At 75.1% G+C, this 19,821-nt stretch carries 15 protein-coding genes; 11 read left to right on the forward strand and 4 right to left on the reverse strand.

Annotated features, from left to right (window positions below; translation table 11 throughout):
- Positions 1–2: 2 nt before the first annotated feature.
- From IGA62_RS26295 to IGA62_RS26305, 3 genes are all read right to left on the reverse strand, one after another.
- The gene (locus tag IGA62_RS26295) at positions 3–1,007 is read right to left on the reverse strand and encodes a twin-arginine translocation signal domain-containing protein (protein ID WP_145818368.1); all 1,005 of its coding nucleotides are present in this window, start codon (positions 1,005–1,007) and stop codon (positions 3–5) included.
- A gap of 66 nt (positions 1,008–1,073) precedes the next feature.
- Complete coding sequence (locus IGA62_RS26300) at positions 1,074–4,097, reverse strand: AfsR/SARP family transcriptional regulator (protein ID WP_145818367.1); 3,024 nt, start codon at positions 4,095–4,097, stop codon at positions 1,074–1,076.
- A 125-nt stretch (positions 4,098–4,222) separates the two neighbouring features.
- Complete coding sequence (locus IGA62_RS26305; protein ID WP_145818366.1) at positions 4,223–5,050, reverse strand: class I SAM-dependent methyltransferase; 828 nt, start codon at positions 5,048–5,050, stop codon at positions 4,223–4,225.
- A 304-nt stretch (positions 5,051–5,354) separates the two neighbouring features.
- Here IGA62_RS26305 and IGA62_RS26310 point away from each other — a divergent pair, with 304 nt between their 5' ends.
- The 11 genes from IGA62_RS26310 to IGA62_RS26360 all read left to right on the forward strand — a co-directional run bounded on the left by IGA62_RS26310 (position 5,355) and on the right by IGA62_RS26360 (position 18,935).
- A complete protein-coding gene (locus tag IGA62_RS26310) occupies positions 5,355–6,560 on the forward strand; it encodes a peptidase M23 (RefSeq protein ID WP_232624782.1) in 1,206 nt (401 codons plus the stop codon).
- Positions 6,561–6,746: 186 nt separating this feature from the next.
- Positions 6,747–7,778 (forward strand): 3-oxoacyl-ACP synthase III family protein, encoded by a 1,032-nt coding sequence (locus IGA62_RS26315; protein WP_145818364.1) that lies wholly within the window; start codon positions 6,747–6,749, stop codon positions 7,776–7,778.
- Positions 7,775–8,512, forward strand: a complete 738-nt coding sequence (locus IGA62_RS26320) for a glycosyltransferase family 2 protein (protein WP_145818363.1) — start codon at positions 7,775–7,777, stop codon at positions 8,510–8,512. The genes IGA62_RS26315 and IGA62_RS26320 overlap by 4 nt, the downstream gene beginning before the upstream one ends.
- A gap of 31 nt (positions 8,513–8,543) precedes the next feature.
- On the forward strand, positions 8,544–10,034 hold the full coding sequence (locus IGA62_RS26325; protein ID WP_145818362.1) for a class I adenylate-forming enzyme family protein: 1,491 nt from the start codon (positions 8,544–8,546) through the stop codon (positions 10,032–10,034).
- Positions 10,027–11,130, forward strand: coding sequence for a cytochrome P450 family protein (locus tag IGA62_RS26330; protein WP_145818361.1), 1,104 nt, complete (start codon positions 10,027–10,029; stop codon positions 11,128–11,130). The genes IGA62_RS26325 and IGA62_RS26330 overlap by 8 nt, the downstream gene beginning before the upstream one ends.
- Positions 11,127–12,041, forward strand: coding sequence for an NAD-dependent epimerase/dehydratase family protein (locus IGA62_RS26335; protein ID WP_232624783.1), 915 nt, complete (start codon positions 11,127–11,129; stop codon positions 12,039–12,041). Before IGA62_RS26330 ends, IGA62_RS26335 begins: the two co-directional genes overlap by 4 nt.
- Before the next feature lie 325 nt (positions 12,042–12,366).
- A complete protein-coding gene (locus IGA62_RS26340; protein ID WP_145818360.1) occupies positions 12,367–13,419 on the forward strand; it encodes a S1 family peptidase in 1,053 nt (350 codons plus the stop codon).
- A gap of 244 nt (positions 13,420–13,663) precedes the next feature.
- A complete protein-coding gene (locus tag IGA62_RS26345; RefSeq protein WP_145818359.1) occupies positions 13,664–15,673 on the forward strand; it encodes a putative bifunctional diguanylate cyclase/phosphodiesterase in 2,010 nt (669 codons plus the stop codon).
- Positions 15,674–15,699: 26 nt separating this feature from the next.
- A complete protein-coding gene (locus tag IGA62_RS26350; RefSeq protein ID WP_186499858.1) occupies positions 15,700–16,410 on the forward strand; it encodes a VOC family protein in 711 nt (236 codons plus the stop codon).
- Positions 16,411–16,468: 58 nt separating this feature from the next.
- Positions 16,469–16,795, forward strand: coding sequence for a cupin domain-containing protein (locus IGA62_RS26355; RefSeq protein ID WP_145818357.1), 327 nt, complete (start codon positions 16,469–16,471; stop codon positions 16,793–16,795).
- Positions 16,796–16,898: 103 nt separating this feature from the next.
- Complete coding sequence (locus tag IGA62_RS26360; protein ID WP_145818356.1) at positions 16,899–18,935, forward strand: beta-galactosidase; 2,037 nt, start codon at positions 16,899–16,901, stop codon at positions 18,933–18,935.
- On the opposite strand, the gene IGA62_RS26365 is transcribed toward IGA62_RS26360, so the two are convergent.
- Positions 18,925–19,710: an alpha/beta fold hydrolase gene (locus tag IGA62_RS26365; RefSeq protein ID WP_145818355.1), complete on the reverse strand. Its 786-nt coding sequence runs from the start codon at positions 19,708–19,710 to the stop codon at positions 18,925–18,927. The two genes, IGA62_RS26360 and IGA62_RS26365, sit on opposite strands and share 11 nt — an antisense overlap.
- Positions 19,711–19,821 lie beyond the last annotated feature (111 nt).

Genomic DNA, 19,821 nt, shown 5'->3' on the forward strand with positions numbered 1-19,821 from the left:
CGTCACGGGTGGGTGCCCATCTGGTTCGCCTCCCCCTCCCAGATGCCGTACTCCCGCTCGGCCGGGGGCAGGCCGTAGAAGCAGACACTGTCGACCTGACCGCTGGTCTCCCCGGCCACCGACGTGCCGAAGTTGACGTAGCGGTAGCCCCGGTCGGACTTGTAGCCGTCGATTCCGGCCTCGGTGATCTTCATGCTGATCGACCGGTTCCAGCCCCGGACGTAGTCGATCATCTTGTAGGGGTTGCGCTCGCCGCCGCCGTCCGCGCCCCGCACCAGGTAGCTGGAGCTGTAGCAGTGGACCGTCACGACGTCCGGCTGGTACGGCCCGCCCAGCATGCCGCCGAGCCCGTCACCGGTGTCCCGGACGAAGGCGTCGAAGTACTGGCCGGAGGTGCCGAAGGTGAAGCCCGAGCCGTCGCCGTTCCACCGGCCGGCCGGCATGTTCACCGCCCAGAGCAGGTTGCCCCGGTCCTGGGCGGGCTTGTTGTCCCGGATCGTCGCCAGCCGGTTCCACCGGGCCAGCCAGGGGTTGTTCGGCTGGTGCCAGTCCGGCTCGTTGCCCACCTCCCAGACGAAGAGCGTGTTCGGGTGCGCGTCGATGTAGGGCAGCATCAGGTTGAGCTGGTGGCGGGCCAGGTTCGGGTCCGGGTCCTCCGACGACTGGATGATCATCTCGGTGAGTCCGGTGCCGCGCAGCTGTTCCAACTGGGTGTCGGTGAACCGCCGGTTCCACGGATCCCCCCAGAACATCGAGATCCGGGCGGTCTGCGGACGGATCCGACGGAGCAGGTCGACCTTGCGGCTGAAGTCGATGTTGTTGGTGGGGGTGCCGGGCGAGACGACCGCCCCCCACTTCATCGGGTAGGCGGCGGAGGCCGGCCCGGCACCGCCGAGCACGGAACCGACGGTCAGCGCGGCGGCGGACGCGCCGACCCCGCCGAGGAACCGCCGCCGGGACAGTTCGGGCTGCTCCGGTGCGGACGGGGTGACGGGGCGATCGGACATGGTGGGCCTCCCGGAAGACGTCGGACTCGGGCCACCACCATCGCGGTCGCCCGGCCCGAACACCTCTCAGCCGGCTCTCATCTCGCTCACGGTCACCGCCGCCGCAACGGCGTCGTCGGCTCCCGCCGGCCCGGACCGACCGGCAGCGCTGCCGGCGCGGGCCTCGCCCAGCAGGCTCAACGCCCGCTTCCACTCCCGGCCGTCGCCATGCTCGGATCCCAACGCCAGACAGGACACCAGCGCGGACCGGGCGGCCTCCCACCGGCCCAGGGCCAGGTACGCCTCACCCAGCCGGCGCAGGGCGATCAGCTCGCCGATGCGGTCACCGACCCGCCGGCTGCCGTCCACCGCGCGGGTCAGCTCGACCACCGCGCGCTCGTACTCGCCCCGGCGCAGGTACAGGTCGCCGAGATGGCCCCGGCAGATGGCCGCGCCGCGCCGGTAGCCGAGTTCCCGGCAGAGCGCCAGGGCCCGGCGCAGCAGCCGCAGCGCGTCGGCGTCCGCCCCGTGCCCGGCCAGGACCAGGGCCAGGCTGGTCGAGGCGTACGCCTCGCCGAAGCGGTCGTCGAGCTGCCGGAAGATCCCCAGCGCCTGCCGGAACGCCGCCTCCGCCGGACCGGGCCGCCCGGCCGTCCGGTGCGCCGCACCGAGACCGAACAGCACCTGGGCGCGGCCCCGGCGGTCACCCAGCTCGATGGTGATGGCCTCGGCCCGGCCGAGCGCCGTCATCGCCTCGGCGTCGCGGTGCCCCAACCGGTGGGCGGTGCCGGCGGCCCGCAGCACCAGCGCCTGCCCCCGCCGCTCACCGAGCCGGTCGAACCCGGCCAGCGCGGCGTCGAAGCAGGCCAGCGCGTCGTCGAGACGGTCCAGGTTCAGATGCAGCTCACCCAACGACCGCCGCAGCCAGGCGAGGCCGGTGTCGTTCCCGGCGGCGACGCAGGCGGCCAGCGCGGCGTCGGTCGTGCCACGCCAGTCGTCGAGGTGCTCGCGGAGCTCGAAGAGACGGCCCAGGGTGTTCGCCAGGTTCCACGCCGGCTCGTGCAGCCCGGCCGCCGCGGCCCGGCGGACCGTGCCGGCCAGCATCCCCCGGCAGGACTCGAACCAGGCCACCGGGTCGGCGAGCAGCGCGTCCCGCCCGGCGGTGGTCCACCGTGACCAGCGCGGCCCGGTGCCGGGTGTGCCGCGCCGGAAACCGCCACCGGTACGCCGGTACGCCTCGTCGGCCAGGGTGAGCCAGCCGCCGACGAACCGTCCCAGCGCGGCGTCGACCTCGTCGGCCGGGTCACCGGCGCTCAGCTCCCGGGCGTACGCCCGAATCAGGTCGTGCAGTCGGTACGCGTTCGGCTCGGCGTCGACCAGGCGCGCCTCGGCCAGCCGTTCCATCAGTTCCTGCGCCTGCGGCAGGGGCAGATCCAGCAGCGCCGCCGCGGTCCACTCGGGCACCCGGGGCAGGTCGAGCGCGCCCAGCAGCCGCAGCAGCCGCCGCTCGACCGGATCCAGCTCCTGGTGGCTCAGCGCGAGGCTGGAACGGACCGCGAGGTCACCGGTGCGCAGCACGTCGAGCCGGGCACGCTCGTCGGCGAGCTGGTCGGCGAGGCGGCCCGCCGGCCAGTGCGGGCGGGCGGCCAGGCGCGCGCCGGCGATCCGGATCGCCAGGGGCAGGTGGCCGCAGCGTTCGGCGACCCGTACGCAGTCGACGTGCTCCGCGGCCACCCGCTGGTCGCCGATGGCGTGCCGGAGCAGGTCGAGCGCCTGCTCTCCGCTGAACACCCCGACGTCGACGTGGTACGCCCCGGGCAGGGCGGTGAGTCGCCGCCGGGCGGTGACCAGCACCGCGCAGCCGGGCTCGGCGGGCAGCAACGGCCGGAGCTGGGTCTCACCGGCGGCGTTGTCGAGCACGATCAGCAGTCGGCGACCGGCGGTTCGCGCCCGGAACAGCGCCGCCCGGTCGTCCAGGCCGACCGGCACCGCCCGGGGCTCCTCGCCGAGTGACGCGAGGACCCGGCCCAGGGCGGCGGCCGGGTCCAGGGGTTCGCCCCCACCACCGCGCAGGTCCAGGAAGAGCTGCCCGTCCGGGAAGTGGGTCCGGGCCAGGTGCCCGACGCGTACGGCCAGGGTGGTCTTGCCGCTGCCGGCGACCCCGGAGACGACGACGATGGGCGGTGCGGCCGGCGGTCGCGCCACCCGGGCGTCCGGGTCGGACGGCGGGGTGCCCGTCGTGGCGAGTCGTCGGGCGAGCGCGGCGGCGAGGTCGTCCCGGCCGACGAAGTCGGCGACGTCCATCGGCAGCTGCGCCACCGGGGCGGCCACCGGTCGGGCCGGTGCCGGACCGGGGACGTGCAGGCCCGGATCGTCGTCCAGGATCCGCCGGTGCAGCCGCCGGAGGTTCTCGCCCGGCTCGAGGCCGAGTTCACCGACCATCGTCTGGCGTCCCTGCCGGTAGACCGCGAGCGCCTCGGCGCGTCGTCCGGCCCGGTGCAGTGCGAGCATCAGCCGTTCCCGTAGCTCCTCGCGCAGCGGCTCGTCGCGCACCATCCGGTGCAGCCTCGGGATGGACCCCACGTGCCGGCCGAGGGCGAGCGCGACGTCGACCCGGTCCCGTTCCACGGCGAGCCGCTGTTCGGTCAGCTCGGCCACGGCGGCGTGGAAGCCCACCGCACCCGGGTCGCCGGGGAACCGGACGTCGGCCAGGACCGGTCCGCGCCACAGGGCCAGCGCGTCGTCGTAGCGGTCGGACGCCTCGACCAACCGGCCCGCGCGGGCCAGTTCGGCGCTCTCGGCGGCGGTGGTGGCGAAGACGTCCGCGTCCAGTTCCCCGGGGTTGACGGAGAGCTGGTAGCCGCCGGGCCGGGTGGTGATCGCCTCGCCCAGCACCCCGCGCAGCCGCCAGACGAGGGTCTGCACCTGCCCGACCGCCGTGTCGGGCGGGTCGTCGTGCCAGAGGGCGGCGAGCAGCAGGTCGATCGGGGTGACCCGGTTGGCGTGGACGAGCAGCGCCGCGAGGACGGCGCGCTGCTTCGGGCTGCGCGGGGTGACCCGCCGTCCGGCCGCCGTGGCCTCGAGCGGTCCGAGAATCCCGTAGCTGGCCATCGGGGCAACACCGTACACCCGGTGATCGAGGTCGGTCTATGGTGTTCGGTGTCGCCCCCGGTCGGGGTGCGTCCGCGTCGCAGGTCCCGCCCGGGTTCGCCGGGCGGGACCTGCGGCCGGGTCGCTCAGCCGGTCTTGACGGCCTGGAGGGTGTACGTGAGGGGCAGGCGCTCCGGCCGTTCGGTGAGCCGCCACTCGCCGTCGTCGCCGAGCGTCATCCGTCCCGGCAGGGCCTCCCAGGGCGCGCTGTCGTGTTCGGTGAACATGGTGACCTGAAGGCCGGCGGCGATCACCGCGCTGACCAGCTCGCCGATGCCGTGGTTCCACTCGTGGCTCAGGTTCTGGGTGAAGACGGCGTCGGTGGCCACGTAGGTGCCACCCTCGTCCCAGACGATCGGCTCGACCGTCTCGAAGTACGGGTACTCCAGGGCGAGCACCCCGTCCGTGCGCCGGTCGTCGACGGCCCACAGCATCGGGTGTCCCTCCCGGATGAAGAGCCGCCCGCCCGGCTTGAGCAGCCGGGCGACCACCTCGGCCCAGCGGGTGACGCTGGGCAGCCAGCACAACGCGCCGACCCCGGTGAAGACCAGGTCGTAGCCGTTCGCGTCGAGCACGTCCGCCGCGTCGTAGACGTCGGCCTCGACGAAGTCGACGTCGGCGCCCGCGCGGTGGGCGAGCCGGCGGGCCTCGGCGAGCGCGGGACCGGAGAAGTCGAGCCCGGTCATGGTCGCCCCGCGCCGGGCCAGCGAGACGGTGTCGGTGCCGATGTGGCACTGGAGGTGCACGCCCCGCAGCCCGGTGACGTCGCCGAGGCGGGGCAGGTCGAACCGGACCACCGAACTGAGGAAGTCCGGGTCGGCGGCGAACCGGTCGAGCGCGTAGTCCGGAGAGGCGGCGTGGGCGGCGGCGCGCTCGTCCCAGTTGGCCCGGTTGACGCTGCGGTAGTCGAGCATGGCGTGGACGGTGACACACCCGGCCCCGCCGCGCCACCGACTTCCTCGCCGCGGAGCGGCTCCCGCGGCCATGCTCCCGGCGGGCGCGGCTCGACGGGTCCGCGGCGAGGGGGCGGCCAACGGTGCCGCCCTGGTGGCGGCGACACGCGGGGCGGCGACCGAGGAGCGCGGCCTGCCGGCCCGGGCGTTGCCGGTCGGGGCCGTGCAACCGACCCCACCCCTCAATATGGACAACCCTCAATGCGATCGGTACCGTCCCCTCATCCTGATCGAGTTTGTCACCGTCGAACTGATGGGGGTTCCTGTGTCCTGGAGAAACACCAGAGGTCCGGTCCGGGCGGCCATACTGTCCGCCGTCGTCCTCCTCACCGCCGCCCCGGCCGCCGCAGCGGCCCCGCCAGCGGCCACCCCCGCGTCCGGCGACGTCACCGCCGCGGTGACCGCCCGGCTCCTCGGCCAGTCGGCCGTCACCGCCGACCCGTTCCTGCGCACCGCCGGAGCGGACGACACCCGGGTCACCGTCACCCGGCGTGACGGCCGGAACTGGGCCTTCGGCACCGCCGTCGTCGTCGCCCCGCAGGTGGAGGACGCCTACCCGAAGGGCTCGGTCTTCGTCGCCCACCGGGACCGCTCCGGCTGGCAGGTCGCCTTCGACGGCGAGGCCGCCTTCGCCGAACTCGCCGAGGACGCCCCGGCCACCGTCGTGTCGGCCCGGGAGAAGGAGGTGTTCGCCGCGCCGGCACCGGCACCGATGTACGCCGGTGGCGACATGCGCACCGGCATGCGCCTGCCGTACGGCGTCGGCCAGACCTGGTCGTACACCGGCGGGCCGCACGGCTGGGGTGGCAGCGAGTCGCCGTGGAGCTCCATCGACCTGGCCGGCGGCGACCAGCGGGTGCTCGCCGCGCGCGGCGGCACCGCCTACACGATGTGCCGGGGCTGGATCCGGGTCATCCACGACCGGGGCTACTCCACCGACTACTACCACCTCTGGAACAGCATCAACGTCAACGGCGCGGGCGTCGGCGAGGGTGCCTACCTGGGTGACACCGGCACCGACGTCACCTGCGGCGGCTCGGCCTCCGGCCGGCACGTGCACTTCGGTCTGCGGCAGAACAGCGCGTACGTGCCGATCCACGACCACGCCCTCGGCAAGTGGGTGCTCATGCGCGGCAGCTCCACCTACCAGGGGTACGCCCTGCACGGCTCGGCGCGGGTCAACGTCGGTGGCGGGCTGTACAACTACGGCGTGCTCGGCTTCAACCAGGCCATCGTCGACGCCAACGGCGGCGGCGCGGTGAACAAGCGCACCGGCCCCGGCACCGGTTACGCGGTCGCCGGTTCCGTCGGCGACGGGGCGACGGTGACCGTCTCCTGCTCGGCCAACGGCACGTCGCACACCGGCCGCTGGGGCACCTCCGCGCTGTGGAACCGGCTCAGCGACGGCACCTGGGTCAGCGACGCCTTCGTGTGGAGCGGCCTGAACGGCCCGATCAACGGCTGGTGCTGACGCCACCGGCGGGCATGTCGGGTGGTCACGCGGCGTCACCGACCGGCCCCGCGTGACCACCGGCGGCCCGGGACGGCGGTGACTCCTGCCCGGCCGCCCGGTTTGAGGTGATCCGGCGTCCGCTGGCGGGCGGACATGAGCACCCCTACTCATCCGCCCGTCAGCGGCGTTCGGCAAGCTCGACGCATGACCGACCCCACGTCACCCCTCGACCGGCCCCGGGGGCGGGTGGGCATCACCGCGGTCGGTGCCAGCCTGCCGGACCAGGTCGTGCCCACCGCCGAACTCCAGCGCCGGATCGCCGGGGCGAGCGGCCTGCCCCTGCCGGCCGGGCTGCTGTCCCGGATGACCGGGATCGGATCCCGCCGGATCGCCGCCGACGACGAGTACGCCTCCACGCTCGCCGTCCGCGCCGCCCGGCAGGCACTCGCCGCCGCCGGCCGGGAGCCGGAGGAGGTGGACCTGCTGCTGTTCGCCTCCGCCAGCCGGGACATGGTCGAACCGGCCACCGCCCACATCGTGCAGGCCGAACTGGGCGGCCACGCCCACGCCCTGGACGTCACCAACGCCTGCAACAGCTTCCTCAACGGCATCGACCTGGCGCGCTCCAGCATCCTCGCCGGCCGTGCCCGCCGGGCCCTGGTGGTGACCGGGGAGACGCCGACCCGGGCGATGCGGACCCGGATCACCGACCTCGACGAGGCCCGCCGCGCCTTCGCCGGCTACACCTTCGGCGACGCGGGCGCCGCCGTGCTGGTGGAGCCGGTGGACCGGGGCGGGATCCTCGACGTCGACACCGAGACCTGGTCCGAGCACTGGACGGTGGGCGGCATCCCCGGCGGCGGCTCCCGGCACCCGCGTGGTGACGAGCACACCTACTTCACCGGCGACGGGCGGACCCTGCGGGACGTCTTCGAGAAGATCGGCCCGGACATCCTGCACCGGGTCCGGCACCGCACCGGCCTCGACTGGGCCGACTACGCCCGGGTGCTGGTCCACCAGGTGACCCTGCCCTACCTCGACCGGTTCGTCGAGGTGACCGGCGTGCCGAAGGACAAGCTGGAGGTCACCGTCGCCGAGCTGGGCAACCTGGCCAGCGCCACGCTCGGTGTCCAACTGGCCCGGGTCGAGGCCGGACTGCGCCCGGGGGAGCGGGTGCTGTTCATCGGCCTCGGCGGCGGGGTCAGCCTGATGACCATGGTGTGGGAGAAGTCGTGACCGCGCTCTGGGTGGTGGTGCCCGCCTACGACGAGGTCACCCGGATCGGTGCCACCCTGGACGCGCTGGCCGGGCAGACCGACCGGGACTTCACCCTGCTCGTGGTGGACAACGCCTCCACCGACGGCACCGCCGACGTGGTCCGCCGGTTCGCGGCCCGGTCCCCGGTGTCGACTCTGCTCGTCGAGGAGCGGCAGAAGGGTGTCGGCGCGGCCGTGGACACCGGCTTCCGGCACGCCATCGCCCACGGGGCCACCCTGCTCGCCCGGACCGACGCCGACTGCCTTCCGCACCCGGGCTGGGTGGCCGCCGCCCGGCGGACCCTGACCGGCGGCGCGGACATGGTCTGCGGTCGGATCGAGGCCCGCCGCGACGAGCACGGCCCGCTCGGCCGGGCCGGGTTCCGTTGCGTGGTCGCCGTCGCCGCCACCTTCGGACGGTTGCGGCCCGCCCACCGGGGCTCCGCCTACCGGGCCCCGTACCGGATGCACGCCGGCAACAACATGGCCATCACGGCGACGACCTACCTCGCCGCCGGCGGGATGCCCCGCCGGCCGTCCCCGACCGACCGGGAGTTCCTCAACCGGGTGCGCCGGGTCACCGACGCCATCGTCCACGACCGGACGATGGTGGTGGAGAACTCCACCCGGCGGCTGCGTGCGTACGGGCTGCTCCGGAGCGCGGCCTGGTATCTGGACCGGGGCAGCGGCCGGCTCTCCCCGGACCCCCGCTGACCCCCGTCACCCCTGCCCACCGGGAGAACCCGTGCTCGACGAACTGGCCGCCGCGCTCCGCCACCACCCGGACCGGCCGGCGGTGCTCACCGCCGGGGCGTCCGGCCGGCCCCGCGTCCACGTCACCCGGGGCGACCTGGCCGACCTCGCCGACGGGTACGCCGCCGCGCTGCACCACCACGGGTTGACCGTCGGGGACACCCTCGGGGTGGCGGTCCGCCCCGGCCCCCGGTCGCTGGCGGTCCTGCTCGCCGCGCACCGGCTCGGACTGCGGGTGGCGGTGCTCGATCCCACCGCCGGGCCGGAGGTGCTCACCGCGCGGCTGGCCCTGGCCCGTCCCGCCCTGGTGGTCGCCGACGCCGCCGCCCAGGCGGTCGCCGGCTGGGCCCGACCGCTGGCCGACCGCGCCCGGCTGGCACTGCCCCGGCTGACCGACTTCGGCCCGGTCCGCACGGTCGGTCGGCGGCTGCCCGGCTGCGCCCCGTCGCTGCGCCCCCGCCCGGGGCCGGCTCCCGAGCGCGGGGGCGACGACGGTGACGCGGTGGTCATCTTCACCTCCGGCACGACCAGCCGTCCCCGGGCTGTGGTGCACCGCCGTTCCGGTCTGGACGCCGGCATGCGTGCCGTCGCCGACCTGGTCGCGCCCCGGCCGGAGCAGCCGGTGCTCGGCGGCACCTTCTTCGTCCTGGTGCCCGCCCTGGCCGGCGGCGCTCCGGTCGCCCTGCCGGCCCGGTCACCCCGGCGGCTCGCCCGCCAGTTGGCCCGGCTGCGTCCGCAGGCCAGCTACCTCACCCCGCCGCAGTTGCGGGCCCTGCTGGCCCAGGGACCCCGGCTCACCGGCCGGTTCTACAGCGGCTCCGCGCCGGTGAGCGCCACCCTGCTCGACCGGGTCCGGCGGGCCGGCGCGGACCAGGCCTGGGGGGTGTACGCGCTGACCGAGCTCTTCCCGGCCGCCGCGGTCGAGGCGGGCGAGAAGGCCGCCTTCACCGGTGCCGGCGACCTCGTCGGGGCACCGCTGCCGGGCGTACGGACCCGGATCGGAACGGACGGACGGCTGCTGCTCGCCGGTCCGGGGCAGGCACACCGGTACCTCGGCGAGCCGCCGGCCGACTGGGTGGACACCGGCGACGTCGCCCGGCTGGACGGGGAGCGGATCGTCCTGGCCGGCCGGAGCAAGGACATGATCCTGCGCCGCGCGGTCAACATCTACCCCGGGCTGTACGAGCCGGCGCTGCACGTGCCCGGGGTCGACCTGGCGGTGCTGGTCGGCGTACCGGCCGGGGACGGTGACGAACGACTGGTGGCCGTGGTCGAACCGGAGCCGGGCGTCGACCCGGACCGGCTGCGCCGCCTGCTCGACCCGGTGCTGGCCCGGATGGGCGCGGCCCGCCCCGACACCCTGGTCGTCGCGCCGGTGCCGACCTCCGGCCGGTCCCGCAAACCGGACCGGGTCGCCGCCGCCGCGTTGGCCGCCGCGCGTCTGGCCGGACCCGTCCCGACCGGACGGTACCGTCGTGGCTGACCGGCGCCACCGCACGCCGGGCCGGGGACGTCGCCGGGACCGCCGCGTCTACCTGCGCCGCTACCCGGTGCTGTTCACCCTGCTCGCCGCGACCCGCCGCTGGCCGGCGTCGCGGCTCGGGCGGACCGTGCTGGTGCACGACCCGGACGGCTACGTCGAGGCGTTGACCCGGGTTCCGCTGGACCGGCTCGCCACCGGCACCGTCGGCGGGACCGCCCGCCGGCTCGGCACCGACGGTCTCCTCTTCGACCAGGAGGGCCTCGGGCACCGGCAGACCCGCCGCTCGCTCGCCGACCGGCTCGGTCCGGCCGGTGTCGCCGAGCTGCGTCCGGTCTGGACGGCGGTGCTGCGGCAGCGCCTGGCCCCGCTGCGCGACGGCGCGGCGGTGGACCTGGTGCCGGTGGTGGCCGAGCTGGCCGGGGCGACCACGGCGGCGCTGCTCGGGGTGGACGCCGATCCGGTCGCCCTGGCCGACGCCGCCCGGCACGCCGCCGCCACGGCCGCCGCCGAGCAGCTACCCGGCCCACGCCGGCCCGGACGCGCCCGCGTCGCCCACCGCGCCGTCACCGACCTGGCCGACCTGCTCGGCCTGCCCCCGCAGCGGGCCGCGCTGGCCGGCATGCTGGCCGTCGCGGCGGTCAACACCACCGTGGCCGGCATCCCCCGGGCGGTGGCCTGGTGCGCCGACGACCGGCTGTGGGACGCCGCCGGGGACGCCGCCACCCGCGACACCCTCGTCGACGAGCTGTTGCGGGTCACCGCGCCGAGTCCGCTGCTGCCCCGGGTGGCCGCCGGTGCCGGCACGGTGGCCGGGTGTCCGGTCCGACCCGGCGACCGGCTGCTGCTGGTCGCCCGGCACGCAGCCGGGGCACACCGGTCCGGGCCGGACGCTGCCGCGCCCGCGCCGACGCGGACCGCGCGGCTGGTCTTCGGTGCGGGGGCGCACTCCTGCCCCGGTGCCCGGCTGGCCCGGGCACAGCTCGCCGACGTGCTCGCCGCCCTGGCGCCGTACCGGCCGGTGGTGGTGGAGGCCCGCGCCGACGGGCGGGCGGCGTTGCCCGGCTGGGCCCGTCTGGTGGTCAGGGCAGGCCGGTGAGCCTCTCCGGCATGCGGGTGGCGGTCACCGGGGCGAGTGGATTCTGCGGCTCCGCGGTGGCCCGGGCCGCCGAGGCGGCCGGAGCCCGGGTGCGGTGCCTCGGCCGGCGTCCGGGGCCGGTGGGCCGGCACGTGCCGTGGGACGCCGCCCACGAGACCCCCGACCTGGCCGGGGTCGACCTGGTGGTGCACCTCGCCGCGGCGGTGGGCGATCCGGTGCCGGGCCGGGCGGCCGAGCGCGGATACCGGGCGGTCAACGTGGACGGCACCGCCCGGCTGATCGACGCCGCCGGTGACCGCCCGCTGGTCTGGGTGAGCAGCGCCAGCGTGTACCGGCCCGGTCCAGCGGGGCCGGTCCGCGAGGACCATCCGGTCGACGGGCAGCTCACCGCGTACGGGCGCACCAAGGCCGCCGGGGAACGGCTCGCCCTGGCGGCCGGGGCGGTGGTGCTGCGTCCCCGGGCGGTCTACGGGCCGGGCGACCCGCACCTGCTGCCCCGGCTCCTCGCCGCCCGTCGCGGGCGGTGGCTGCCGGTGCCCGGCCCGGACGTGTTGCTGAGTCTCACCGCCGTGGAGAACCTCGCGGACGCCTGCCTGGCCGCGTCCGCCTGGCCGGCGGGGGCGTACAACGTCGCCGACGACCGGCCGTACTCGCGCGACGCGGTCCTGCGCGGGGTGCTCGCCGCGATCGGCAGCCCGGCGCGGTTGGCGCACCTGCCGGCGTCCGTGGCGACCGCCACCGCGTCCGTGGCGACCGGCGTGGCCCGGTTGACCCGTCGCCCGCCGGTACTGACCCGGTACGCCGTCGACCAGCTGGCCCGGGGCGTGGTCCTCGACATCGGGCGGGCCCGCGCCCGGGGGTACCGGCCCCGCCGGTCCTTCGACGACTACCTGGCCCGGCTCGGGCGGTGACGACGCGCCCCGCCGAGGGTGGGGCGCGGAAGAAAGTTCGACTTCTTTGGGAGCGCTCCGACAGGCGGCCCGCCGATGTTACCGACGGGTTCCGCTGCAACCGTGTTGACCTGCGCAGATGTCCTCAATCGCCACTAAACATCTGACAGGCCACTGTCGACGCCGAAGCCACGAACAGCCGCTAGTCCGGACAACCGCCACTCTTGCGACGGATGTCAGACGTGTGAATACTTCGACGCACCCCGATCGGCTGAGCTCCACCAGCCGAAAGGTCGTCCGGGGCTGCCTGTTCGGGTGGCCCACCCTCGTTCATGGAGGTAACTACATGCGAGTCTCCGGGTCCCCGATGCGCCACGTCACCGCCACCGCGGTGGCTGGCGTGCTGGTCATCGGCTCCCTGACCAGCGCACCCGCCCAGGCCGCACCCGCGACAGCCGCCTCCCCCGACCAGGCCACCGCGCTCGCCGCCGCACTCGGCGACCGGTCGGCCGGGGTGTACGCCGACGCCGGCGGCGCGATGGTCGTCACCGTGACCGACGACGCCGCCGCCCGGAAGGTCCGCGCGGCCGGCGCGACCCCCAAGCTGGTCACCCGGGGCGCCGACGAACTGAAGCGGGCCACCACCGAACTGGACCGCTCGGCGCGGATCCCCGGCACCGCGTGGTGGACCGACCCGGCGACCAACCAGGTGGTCGTCTCCGTCGACAGCACGGTCACCGGCGCGAAGCTCAAGCGCGTCGAGGCGGTCGCCGAACGGCTCGGTGGCACGGTCCGCGTCGAGCGCGAGTCCGGGGTGTTGAGCACCCGGGCCGCCGGTGGTGAGGCCATCTACGCCGAGGGCGGCGGACGCTGCTCGCTCGGCTTCAATGTCCGCAGTGGTGACACCCACTACTTCCTCACCGCCGGGCACTGCACCGACATCACCGGCACCTGGTACGCCGACTCCGGGCAGAGCGCCCTGCTCGGTACCGGTGGGACCGGCAGCTTCCCCGGCGACGACTACGGCATCGTGCGGCACAGCGACGCGTCCGCCGCCGACGGCAGCGTCTACCTCTACGACGGCAGCACCCGGGACGTCACCGGCGCTGCGGACGCCTACGTCGGGCAGTCCGTGGAGCGTTCCGGCAGCACCACCGGCCTGCACAACGGAACGGTCGAGGCGGTCAACGCCACGGTGAACTACGCCGAGGGCTCGGTCTCCGGCCTGATCCGCACCACCGTCTGCGCCGAGCCGGGGGACAGCGGCGGCGCGCTGGTCAGCGGCTCCACGGCGCTCGGCCTGACCTCGGGTGGCAGCGGGAACTGCTCCTCCGGCGGCACCACCTACTTCCAGCCGGTCACCGAGGCGCTCAGCGTCTACGGCGTCGAGATCATCTGATCGACATTCCCCCCCCGCAGCGGTGGCCGCCACATCAGTGGCGGCCACCGCTGCGGGGAGTGGGACGACGCGGACCAGCTCTCCGGCGGGAACCGGTCGCCGGCCATCGCGGCGTCGTCCCGGACGGCGGGCATCGTGACACACGACCGCCGCGCCCGTGGGTAGACTCCGCGTCGCGACAGGACGACGGTGCGTCGGTGTCACGGGGCATGCCGTGCCGGCGAGGGAATGGGGTGGCCACCAGGTGAGCAATCTGCCGGCGGTCGCGGCCGACGTCGCCTCCACCGCCATGACGATGCTCACCGCTGACGGCCGCTGCCTCTGGTCCAACCCGGCCGCCCGCCGTCTGGGGGTACGGGTCCACGACCTGCCGCTGGCCGAGGTCGGGGCGGACGGCCCACCGGTCGAGGTGCCCTGGCCGCAGCCGGACGGGGCCACCCGCTGGCTGGAGGTGCGCTGCCACCGCGTCGACCACGACGGACAGCCCGTGAGCCTCTACGAGTTGCGCGACGTCAGCGCCGAACGCCGGGAGCGCGAGGTGGGCCGCAACTACCGGTGGCGCCTGGCCCACATCGAGCAGCTCGCCAAGGTGGGCACCTGGGAGTGGGACATCGCCTCCGACTCGGTCGTCTGGTCCGACGTGCTGCTGCAGATGTTCGGCTACCCGCCCGGCACCGAACTGGACTACCCGTCGTACCGGCAGTTGCTGCACCCCGAGGACGTCGGTCTGATCGAGCAGACCCTGGCGACGGCGCTGCGCGACGGCGGACCCTTCTCCTACACCCACCGCATGTACCTCGCCGACCACACCACCCTGCGCGTCTTCGAGTGCTACGGCGAGGTCTTCCCCGACGCCTCCGGGGCCCCGCTCCGCGTCCTCGGCACCGCCCACGACATCACCGACATGCGACGGGTCCAGGACGAGCTGACCCGCCTGGCCGAGCGCGACCCGTTGACCGACCTGCCCAACCGGCGGGCGCTGCTGGCCCGCCTCGACAATCTGCTCGCCCAGGGCGGCGGCCCGCCGGGCGCCCTGCTGCTGATCGACATCGACAACTTCAAGGACATCAACGACGTCCACGGGCACGGTGTCGGCGACGACGTGCTGCGGGTGCTCGCCCGGCTGCTCGTGCGGCACCTGCCCGCCGGCACGGTGCTGGGCCGCCTGGGCGGCGACGAGTTCGCCGTCGTCCTGCCCGACACGGCGGCCGGTGACGCCCTCACCGTCGCCGAGACCCTCTGCGACGTCGCCGCGCGGACGCCCGTACCGCTGGCCGGGGCGGGGCTGCGGGTCACCCTCAGCGTCGGGGCCGCCTCGCTGGAGCCCGGTGACACCCGGGACGCGGCGCTCGCCCACGCCGACCTCGCGCTGTACGAGGCGAAGAACGCCGGGCGCAACCGGGCCCGGCTCTACCTGCCCGAGCACTACCGGCACGCGGTGCAGCGGGTCAACGTGGTGACGCGGGTGCGCAGCGCCCTCGACCAGCAGCGGATGCAGCTCGACGCCCAGCCGATCATCGACCTGCTCACCGGCGAGGTGGTCAGCCACGAACTGCTCATCCGGCTCCGCGACGGACGGCAGCCACCGCTGACCCCCGGCGACTTCCTGCCCACCGTGGAACGCGACGACCTCATCGGTGACCTCGACCGGTGGGTGGTCACCACGGCCACCTCGGCGTTGGCCGACCCCGCCGTCTCGGCCGCCGGCATGCGCTTCGACGTGAACATCTCCGCCCGGTCGATGGAGTCGCCCGGGTTCGGCGACTGGGTGGTGGAGCGGCTGCGCGCGGTCGGTGTCGACGCCGACCGCCTGGGCCTGGAGGTGACCGAGACCGCCGCGATCACCAACGTGGCAGCGGTCCGCAACCTCGCCGGCACCCTGCGCGACGCCGGCTGCCGGCTGAGCCTGGACGACTTCGGGGCCGGGTTCGGTTCCTTCGCGTACCTCAAGCACCTGCCGTTCAGCACCGTGAAGATCGCCGGTGACTTCGTCCGCCACGCCGACCGGGGCGGTGCCGACCCGGTGCTCATCGACGCCGTGGTGCGGGCCGCGCACGGGCTGGGCATGCGGACGGTGGCCGAGTCGGTGGAGCACGCCGGACTGGTGCCCGCGCTGCGCCAGCTCGGGGTCGACTCCGGGCAGGGCTTCCACCTGGGCCGTCCGGTCCCGCTGGACCTCCTGCTCGACCGGGTCCGTGACGAGCGGCATACCCCCACGACCGTGGACGTCGTGGTACGACATCCCGACCACTGACCACACCGTCTGATCGGGAGTCCCAGGTGAGCACATCCACCACCCCGGCGGTACCGGACCGTGTCGAACTCGTCACCACCGACGTCGACGCCGTCCGTCCCTTCTACACCGACCTGCTCGGTTGGACGTACGCCGACGCCACCGGCGGAGCCACCGCGCTCGCCGACGGCCTACCCGCCGCCGAACTGCGCGCCGGCCCCGCGCCGGCGCGCTGGTGGACCGTCTTCGCCGCCGACGACCCCGCAACGGTCCGGGCTGCGGCGACCAGCGCCGGAGCCCGCCTGCACGGCGACGACGTGCACGACCCCCTCGGTGGCTGCTTCCGGCTGGGCTCCGGTGCGACCGCCGTGGCCCCCGGGCCGGGCCGACCCTGCTGGTACGAGTACATGACGGTCGCCCCCGGCGACGCCGACCGGTTCCACGCCGACGGTCTGGGGCTGCGCGCCACCGTACCGCCCGGCGCGCCCGACGACTCGTACGTGCTGCTCACCGGCGACGGCCGTCCGGTCGCCGGTCGGCTGGCGTTGCCCGCGCCGCTGGCCACCGTGCTGCCCACCGGCTGGATGGTCTACTTCGCGGTGTCCGATCCGGACGCCGTCGCCGAACGGGCGCCCCGACTCGGCGGGCGACTCCTGGTGCCACCCCGCGACGTCCCGACCGGGCGGGTCGCCACGCTCGCCGACCCGGGCGGCGCGGTGTTCACCGTCCTCCGCCCGGCTGCGCCGGAACTCCGGTGACCGGGAGGAGAGACCGGTGACGGAGGCAGGGGAAACGATCCAGGGAGGGCGGGACAGGATGAGGGTGATCGCCGAGGCCGGTCGGCACCACGTCGACGCCGGTGCCACGTACGTGGAGCACCTGCGGGTGCCCCACCTCAGTCTCGGCACGTACGCGATCCCCGCCGGCGCGGCGGACCCGCAGCGCCCGCACACCGAGGACGAGATCTACGTCGTGGTGCGGGGACGCGGCCGGCTCCGTACACCGGACGAGGCGGTCGACGTCGGCCCCGGCAGCGTGGTGTTCGTCCCGGCGGGGGAGGAGCACCGGTTCGAGGAGGTCACCGAGGACCTCACCGTCCTCGTGGTCTTCGGACCGGCCGAGGGGACGGCGGAAGCCCGGTGACCCCGGGCGGCTCCCGTTCGTCGCCGATCCGGTGATCCGGGCGGTCGGGGTGCGCCGCGCCGTCGGTTGACTCCGGCGCGGCCGGCCGGCACGCTCTGCTTCCATGCGTAGCTGGCAGGGCGACGGCATCTGGTACGGGGCGGACTACAACCCCGAACAGTGGCCGGAACACACCTGGGCCGAGGACGTCGAGCTGATGCGCCGGGCCGGGGTCAACCTGGTCTCGGTCGGCATCTTCTCCTGGGCGTTGCTGGAGCCGTCCCCCGGCCGGTACGAGTTCGGCTGGCTCGACCGGGCCCTCGACGTGCTGCACGACGGGGGGATCCGCGTCGACCTGGCCACCGCCACGGCCAGTCCACCGCCCTGGCTGGCCCGCCAGCACCCGGAGACCCTGCCCCGCCGCGCCGACGGGACGCTCCTCTGGCCGGGCGGCCGGCAGGCGTACTGCCCCAGCTCGCCGGTGTTCCGCCAGCGGTCCCTCGCCCTGGTGGAGGCGGTCGCCACCCGGTACGCCCACCACCCGGCGGTGGTCATGTGGCACGTCTCCAACGAACTGGGCTGCCACAACGCGCACTGCCACTGCGACGTCAGCGCCGAGGCGTTCCGCTGCTGGCTGCGCCGGCGGTACGGCGACCTGAGCGCGCTCAACGAGGCATGGGGTACCGCCTTCTGGAGCCAGCGCTACCACGACTGGGCCGAGGTCAACCCGCCCCGGACCGCCCCCACCTTCACCAACCCCACCCAGCAGCTGGACTTCCTGCGGTTCTCCTCCGACGAGCAGCGCGCCCAGCTGCGCGCCGAGCGGGACGTGTTGCGGCGGCTGGTCGACCAGCCCGTCACCACCAACTTCATGATCGGTGGCGAGGTGAAGGCCCTCGACTACCACTCCTGGGCCGCCGACGTGGACGTGGTGGCCAACGACCACTACCTCACCGCCGCCGACCCGCAGGCGCACGTCGGCCTGGCGTTCGCCGCCGACCACACCCGGGGCGTCGCCGGCGGCCAGCCGTGGCTGTTGATGGAGCACTCGACCAGCGCGGTGAACTGGCAGCCGCGCAACGTGGCCAAGCTGCCCGGTCAGCTCCGCCGCAACAGCCTCGCCCACGTCGCCCGGGGCGCGGACGGGGTGCTCTTCTTCCAGTGGCGGGCCTCGCGGTCCGGTGCGGAGAAGTACCACTCCGCCCTGGTCCCGCACGCCGGCCCGGAGACCAAGGTGTTCCGCGAGGCGTGCCGGCTCGGCGCCGACCTGCGGGCGATCGCCGAGGTGCGGGGCAGCCGGGTCGACGCCGGGGTGGCGGTGCTGTTCGACTGGGAGGCGTGGTGGGGTACGGAGCTGGACGCCCACCCCAGCGTCGACGTCACCTACCTCGACCGGGTCACCGCCCTGTACGCCGCCCTCTGGCGGGCCGGGGTCACCGCCGACGTGGTGCACCCGTCGGCCGACCTGTCCCGGTACCGACTGGTTCTGGTGCCCACCCTCTACCTGGTCCGGGACGCCGACGCCGAGGCCCTGCACCGGTACGCGGCGGGCGGCGGCACCGTGCTGGTCACCTACTTCAGTGGCATCGTCGACGAGCACGACCACGTGCGGCTCGGTGGCTACCCCGGCGCGTTCCGGGAGCTGCTGGGCATCCGTACCGAGGAGTTCTTCCCACTGCGGGCGGGGGAGCGGGTACGCCTCGACGACGGCGCCACCGCCGACGTGTGGACCGAGTGGGTGCATCCGACCGGGGCGCAGGTGGTCGCGGCGTACGTGGACGGTCCGCTGCCCGGGGTGCCCGCGCTGACCCGGCACACCGTCGGCACCGGTGCCGCCTGGTACGTCGGTACCCGCCTGGACGACATGGCCACCGACCGCCTGGTGGCCCGCCTGCTCGCCGACGCGGACGTCCGGCCGCCGGTACCGGCCCCGACCGGGGTGGAGGTGGTCCGGCGGCGTGCCGCCACCCGGAGCTGGCTGTTCGTCGTCAACCACACCGACCTCGAGGCCCGGCTTCCCGTCACCGGCACCGAGCTGCTCGGCGGGACCCGCTGCGCCGGTGAGCTGGTGGTGCCGGCCGGTGAGGTGGCGGTGGTCCGGGAGGACCCGCCCGGGGGTGGCGCGACGGACGGCCGGGCCGGGGGAGGGGTCAGCGGGTGAGTCGGAGGTGTCGGCTGATCATGGCGTTGGTCTGCACCGGCACCTCGAGCTGCACGAAGTGCCCGGAGCCGACGGTCTGCCCGATGTCGGCCCGGGGGGCCAGGTCGGCCAGTCGGGCGTAGTCGGCGAACGGGGCGTTGCTGCCGACGAGGAGCAGCGGCCGGTCCCAGCGGGTCAGCGCCGCGACGTCGCCCTCCGCCCGCAGGTACGCGGCCAGTCCGGCGATGGGTTCGTAGGCGACCTCGGTGTCGGGCCGGGCCATCCCGGCGACCACCCGTTCGACCAGCCGGGGATCCGACCGGGGCAGGAAGTACGACCGGACGATCGACTCCCGGACCTCCCCGGAGGTGTCGTGGCGCAGTGTGCGGGCGACCTGCTCGACCCCGTCGACGGCGCCGGGCGGGCCGGCCACGGCCGAGTCGAGCAGGACCAGGCCGGTGAAGCGGTCCCGGTCCCCGGCGGCGGCGGTCAGCGACCAGACCCCACCGAGGCTGTGTCCGACCACCACGACGTCGCGCAGGTCGAGGTCGGCGGCGAAGGCCCGGAGTCGTGCGGCCAGCTGCTCCACGCCGTACCCGTCGGGGGGCGGCGGGCTCTCGCCGTGTCCCGGCATGTCGACGGCGATCACCCGCGCGCGCCGGCCGGCGAGGTACCGGGCGACCGGCTCCATGAACTCGTGGTTGCCGCACCAGCCGTGGACGAGCAGGAAGGTGTCGCCGCGGCCGTGCCCGTAGGTCCGGTAGCGCATTCCCGCGGCGGTGTGCCGGTCCGACATGGGCCCTCCCCGGGTCGTCGCCAGCGCCCGACGCGTCCACCGGGCCGGGCGCGGCGGCCGGCGTCCTCGTTCCACTGAAGCGCGCTCGCTCCGGCGCACCGTAGATTACGC

This window comes from Micromonospora sagamiensis (genome assembly GCF_014680085.1).
Taxonomy (GTDB): Bacteria; Actinomycetota; Actinomycetes; order Mycobacteriales; family Micromonosporaceae; genus Micromonospora; species Micromonospora inyonensis.

Excerpts from the sequence above, each read along its gene's own strand:
- IGA62_RS26295 (WP_145818368.1), bottom strand. The coding sequence starts at position 1,007 with ATGTCCGATCGCCCCGTCACCCCGTCCGCACCGGAGCAGCCCGAACTG.
- IGA62_RS26300 (WP_145818367.1), bottom strand. The coding sequence starts at position 4,097 with ATGGCCAGCTACGGGATTCTCGGACCGCTCGAGGCCACGGCGGCCGGA.
- IGA62_RS26305 (WP_145818366.1), bottom strand. The coding sequence starts at position 5,050 with ATGCTCGACTACCGCAGCGTCAACCGGGCCAACTGGGACGAGCGCGCC.
- IGA62_RS26315 (WP_145818364.1), top strand. The coding sequence starts at position 6,747 with ATGACCGACCCCACGTCACCCCTCGACCGGCCCCGGGGGCGGGTGGGC.
- IGA62_RS26340 (WP_145818360.1), top strand. The coding sequence starts at position 12,367 with ATGCGAGTCTCCGGGTCCCCGATGCGCCACGTCACCGCCACCGCGGTG.
- IGA62_RS26355 (WP_145818357.1), top strand. The coding sequence starts at position 16,469 with ATGAGGGTGATCGCCGAGGCCGGTCGGCACCACGTCGACGCCGGTGCC.
- IGA62_RS26360 (WP_145818356.1), top strand. The coding sequence starts at position 16,899 with ATGCGTAGCTGGCAGGGCGACGGCATCTGGTACGGGGCGGACTACAAC.
- IGA62_RS26365 (WP_145818355.1), bottom strand. The coding sequence starts at position 19,710 with ATGTCGGACCGGCACACCGCCGCGGGAATGCGCTACCGGACCTACGGG.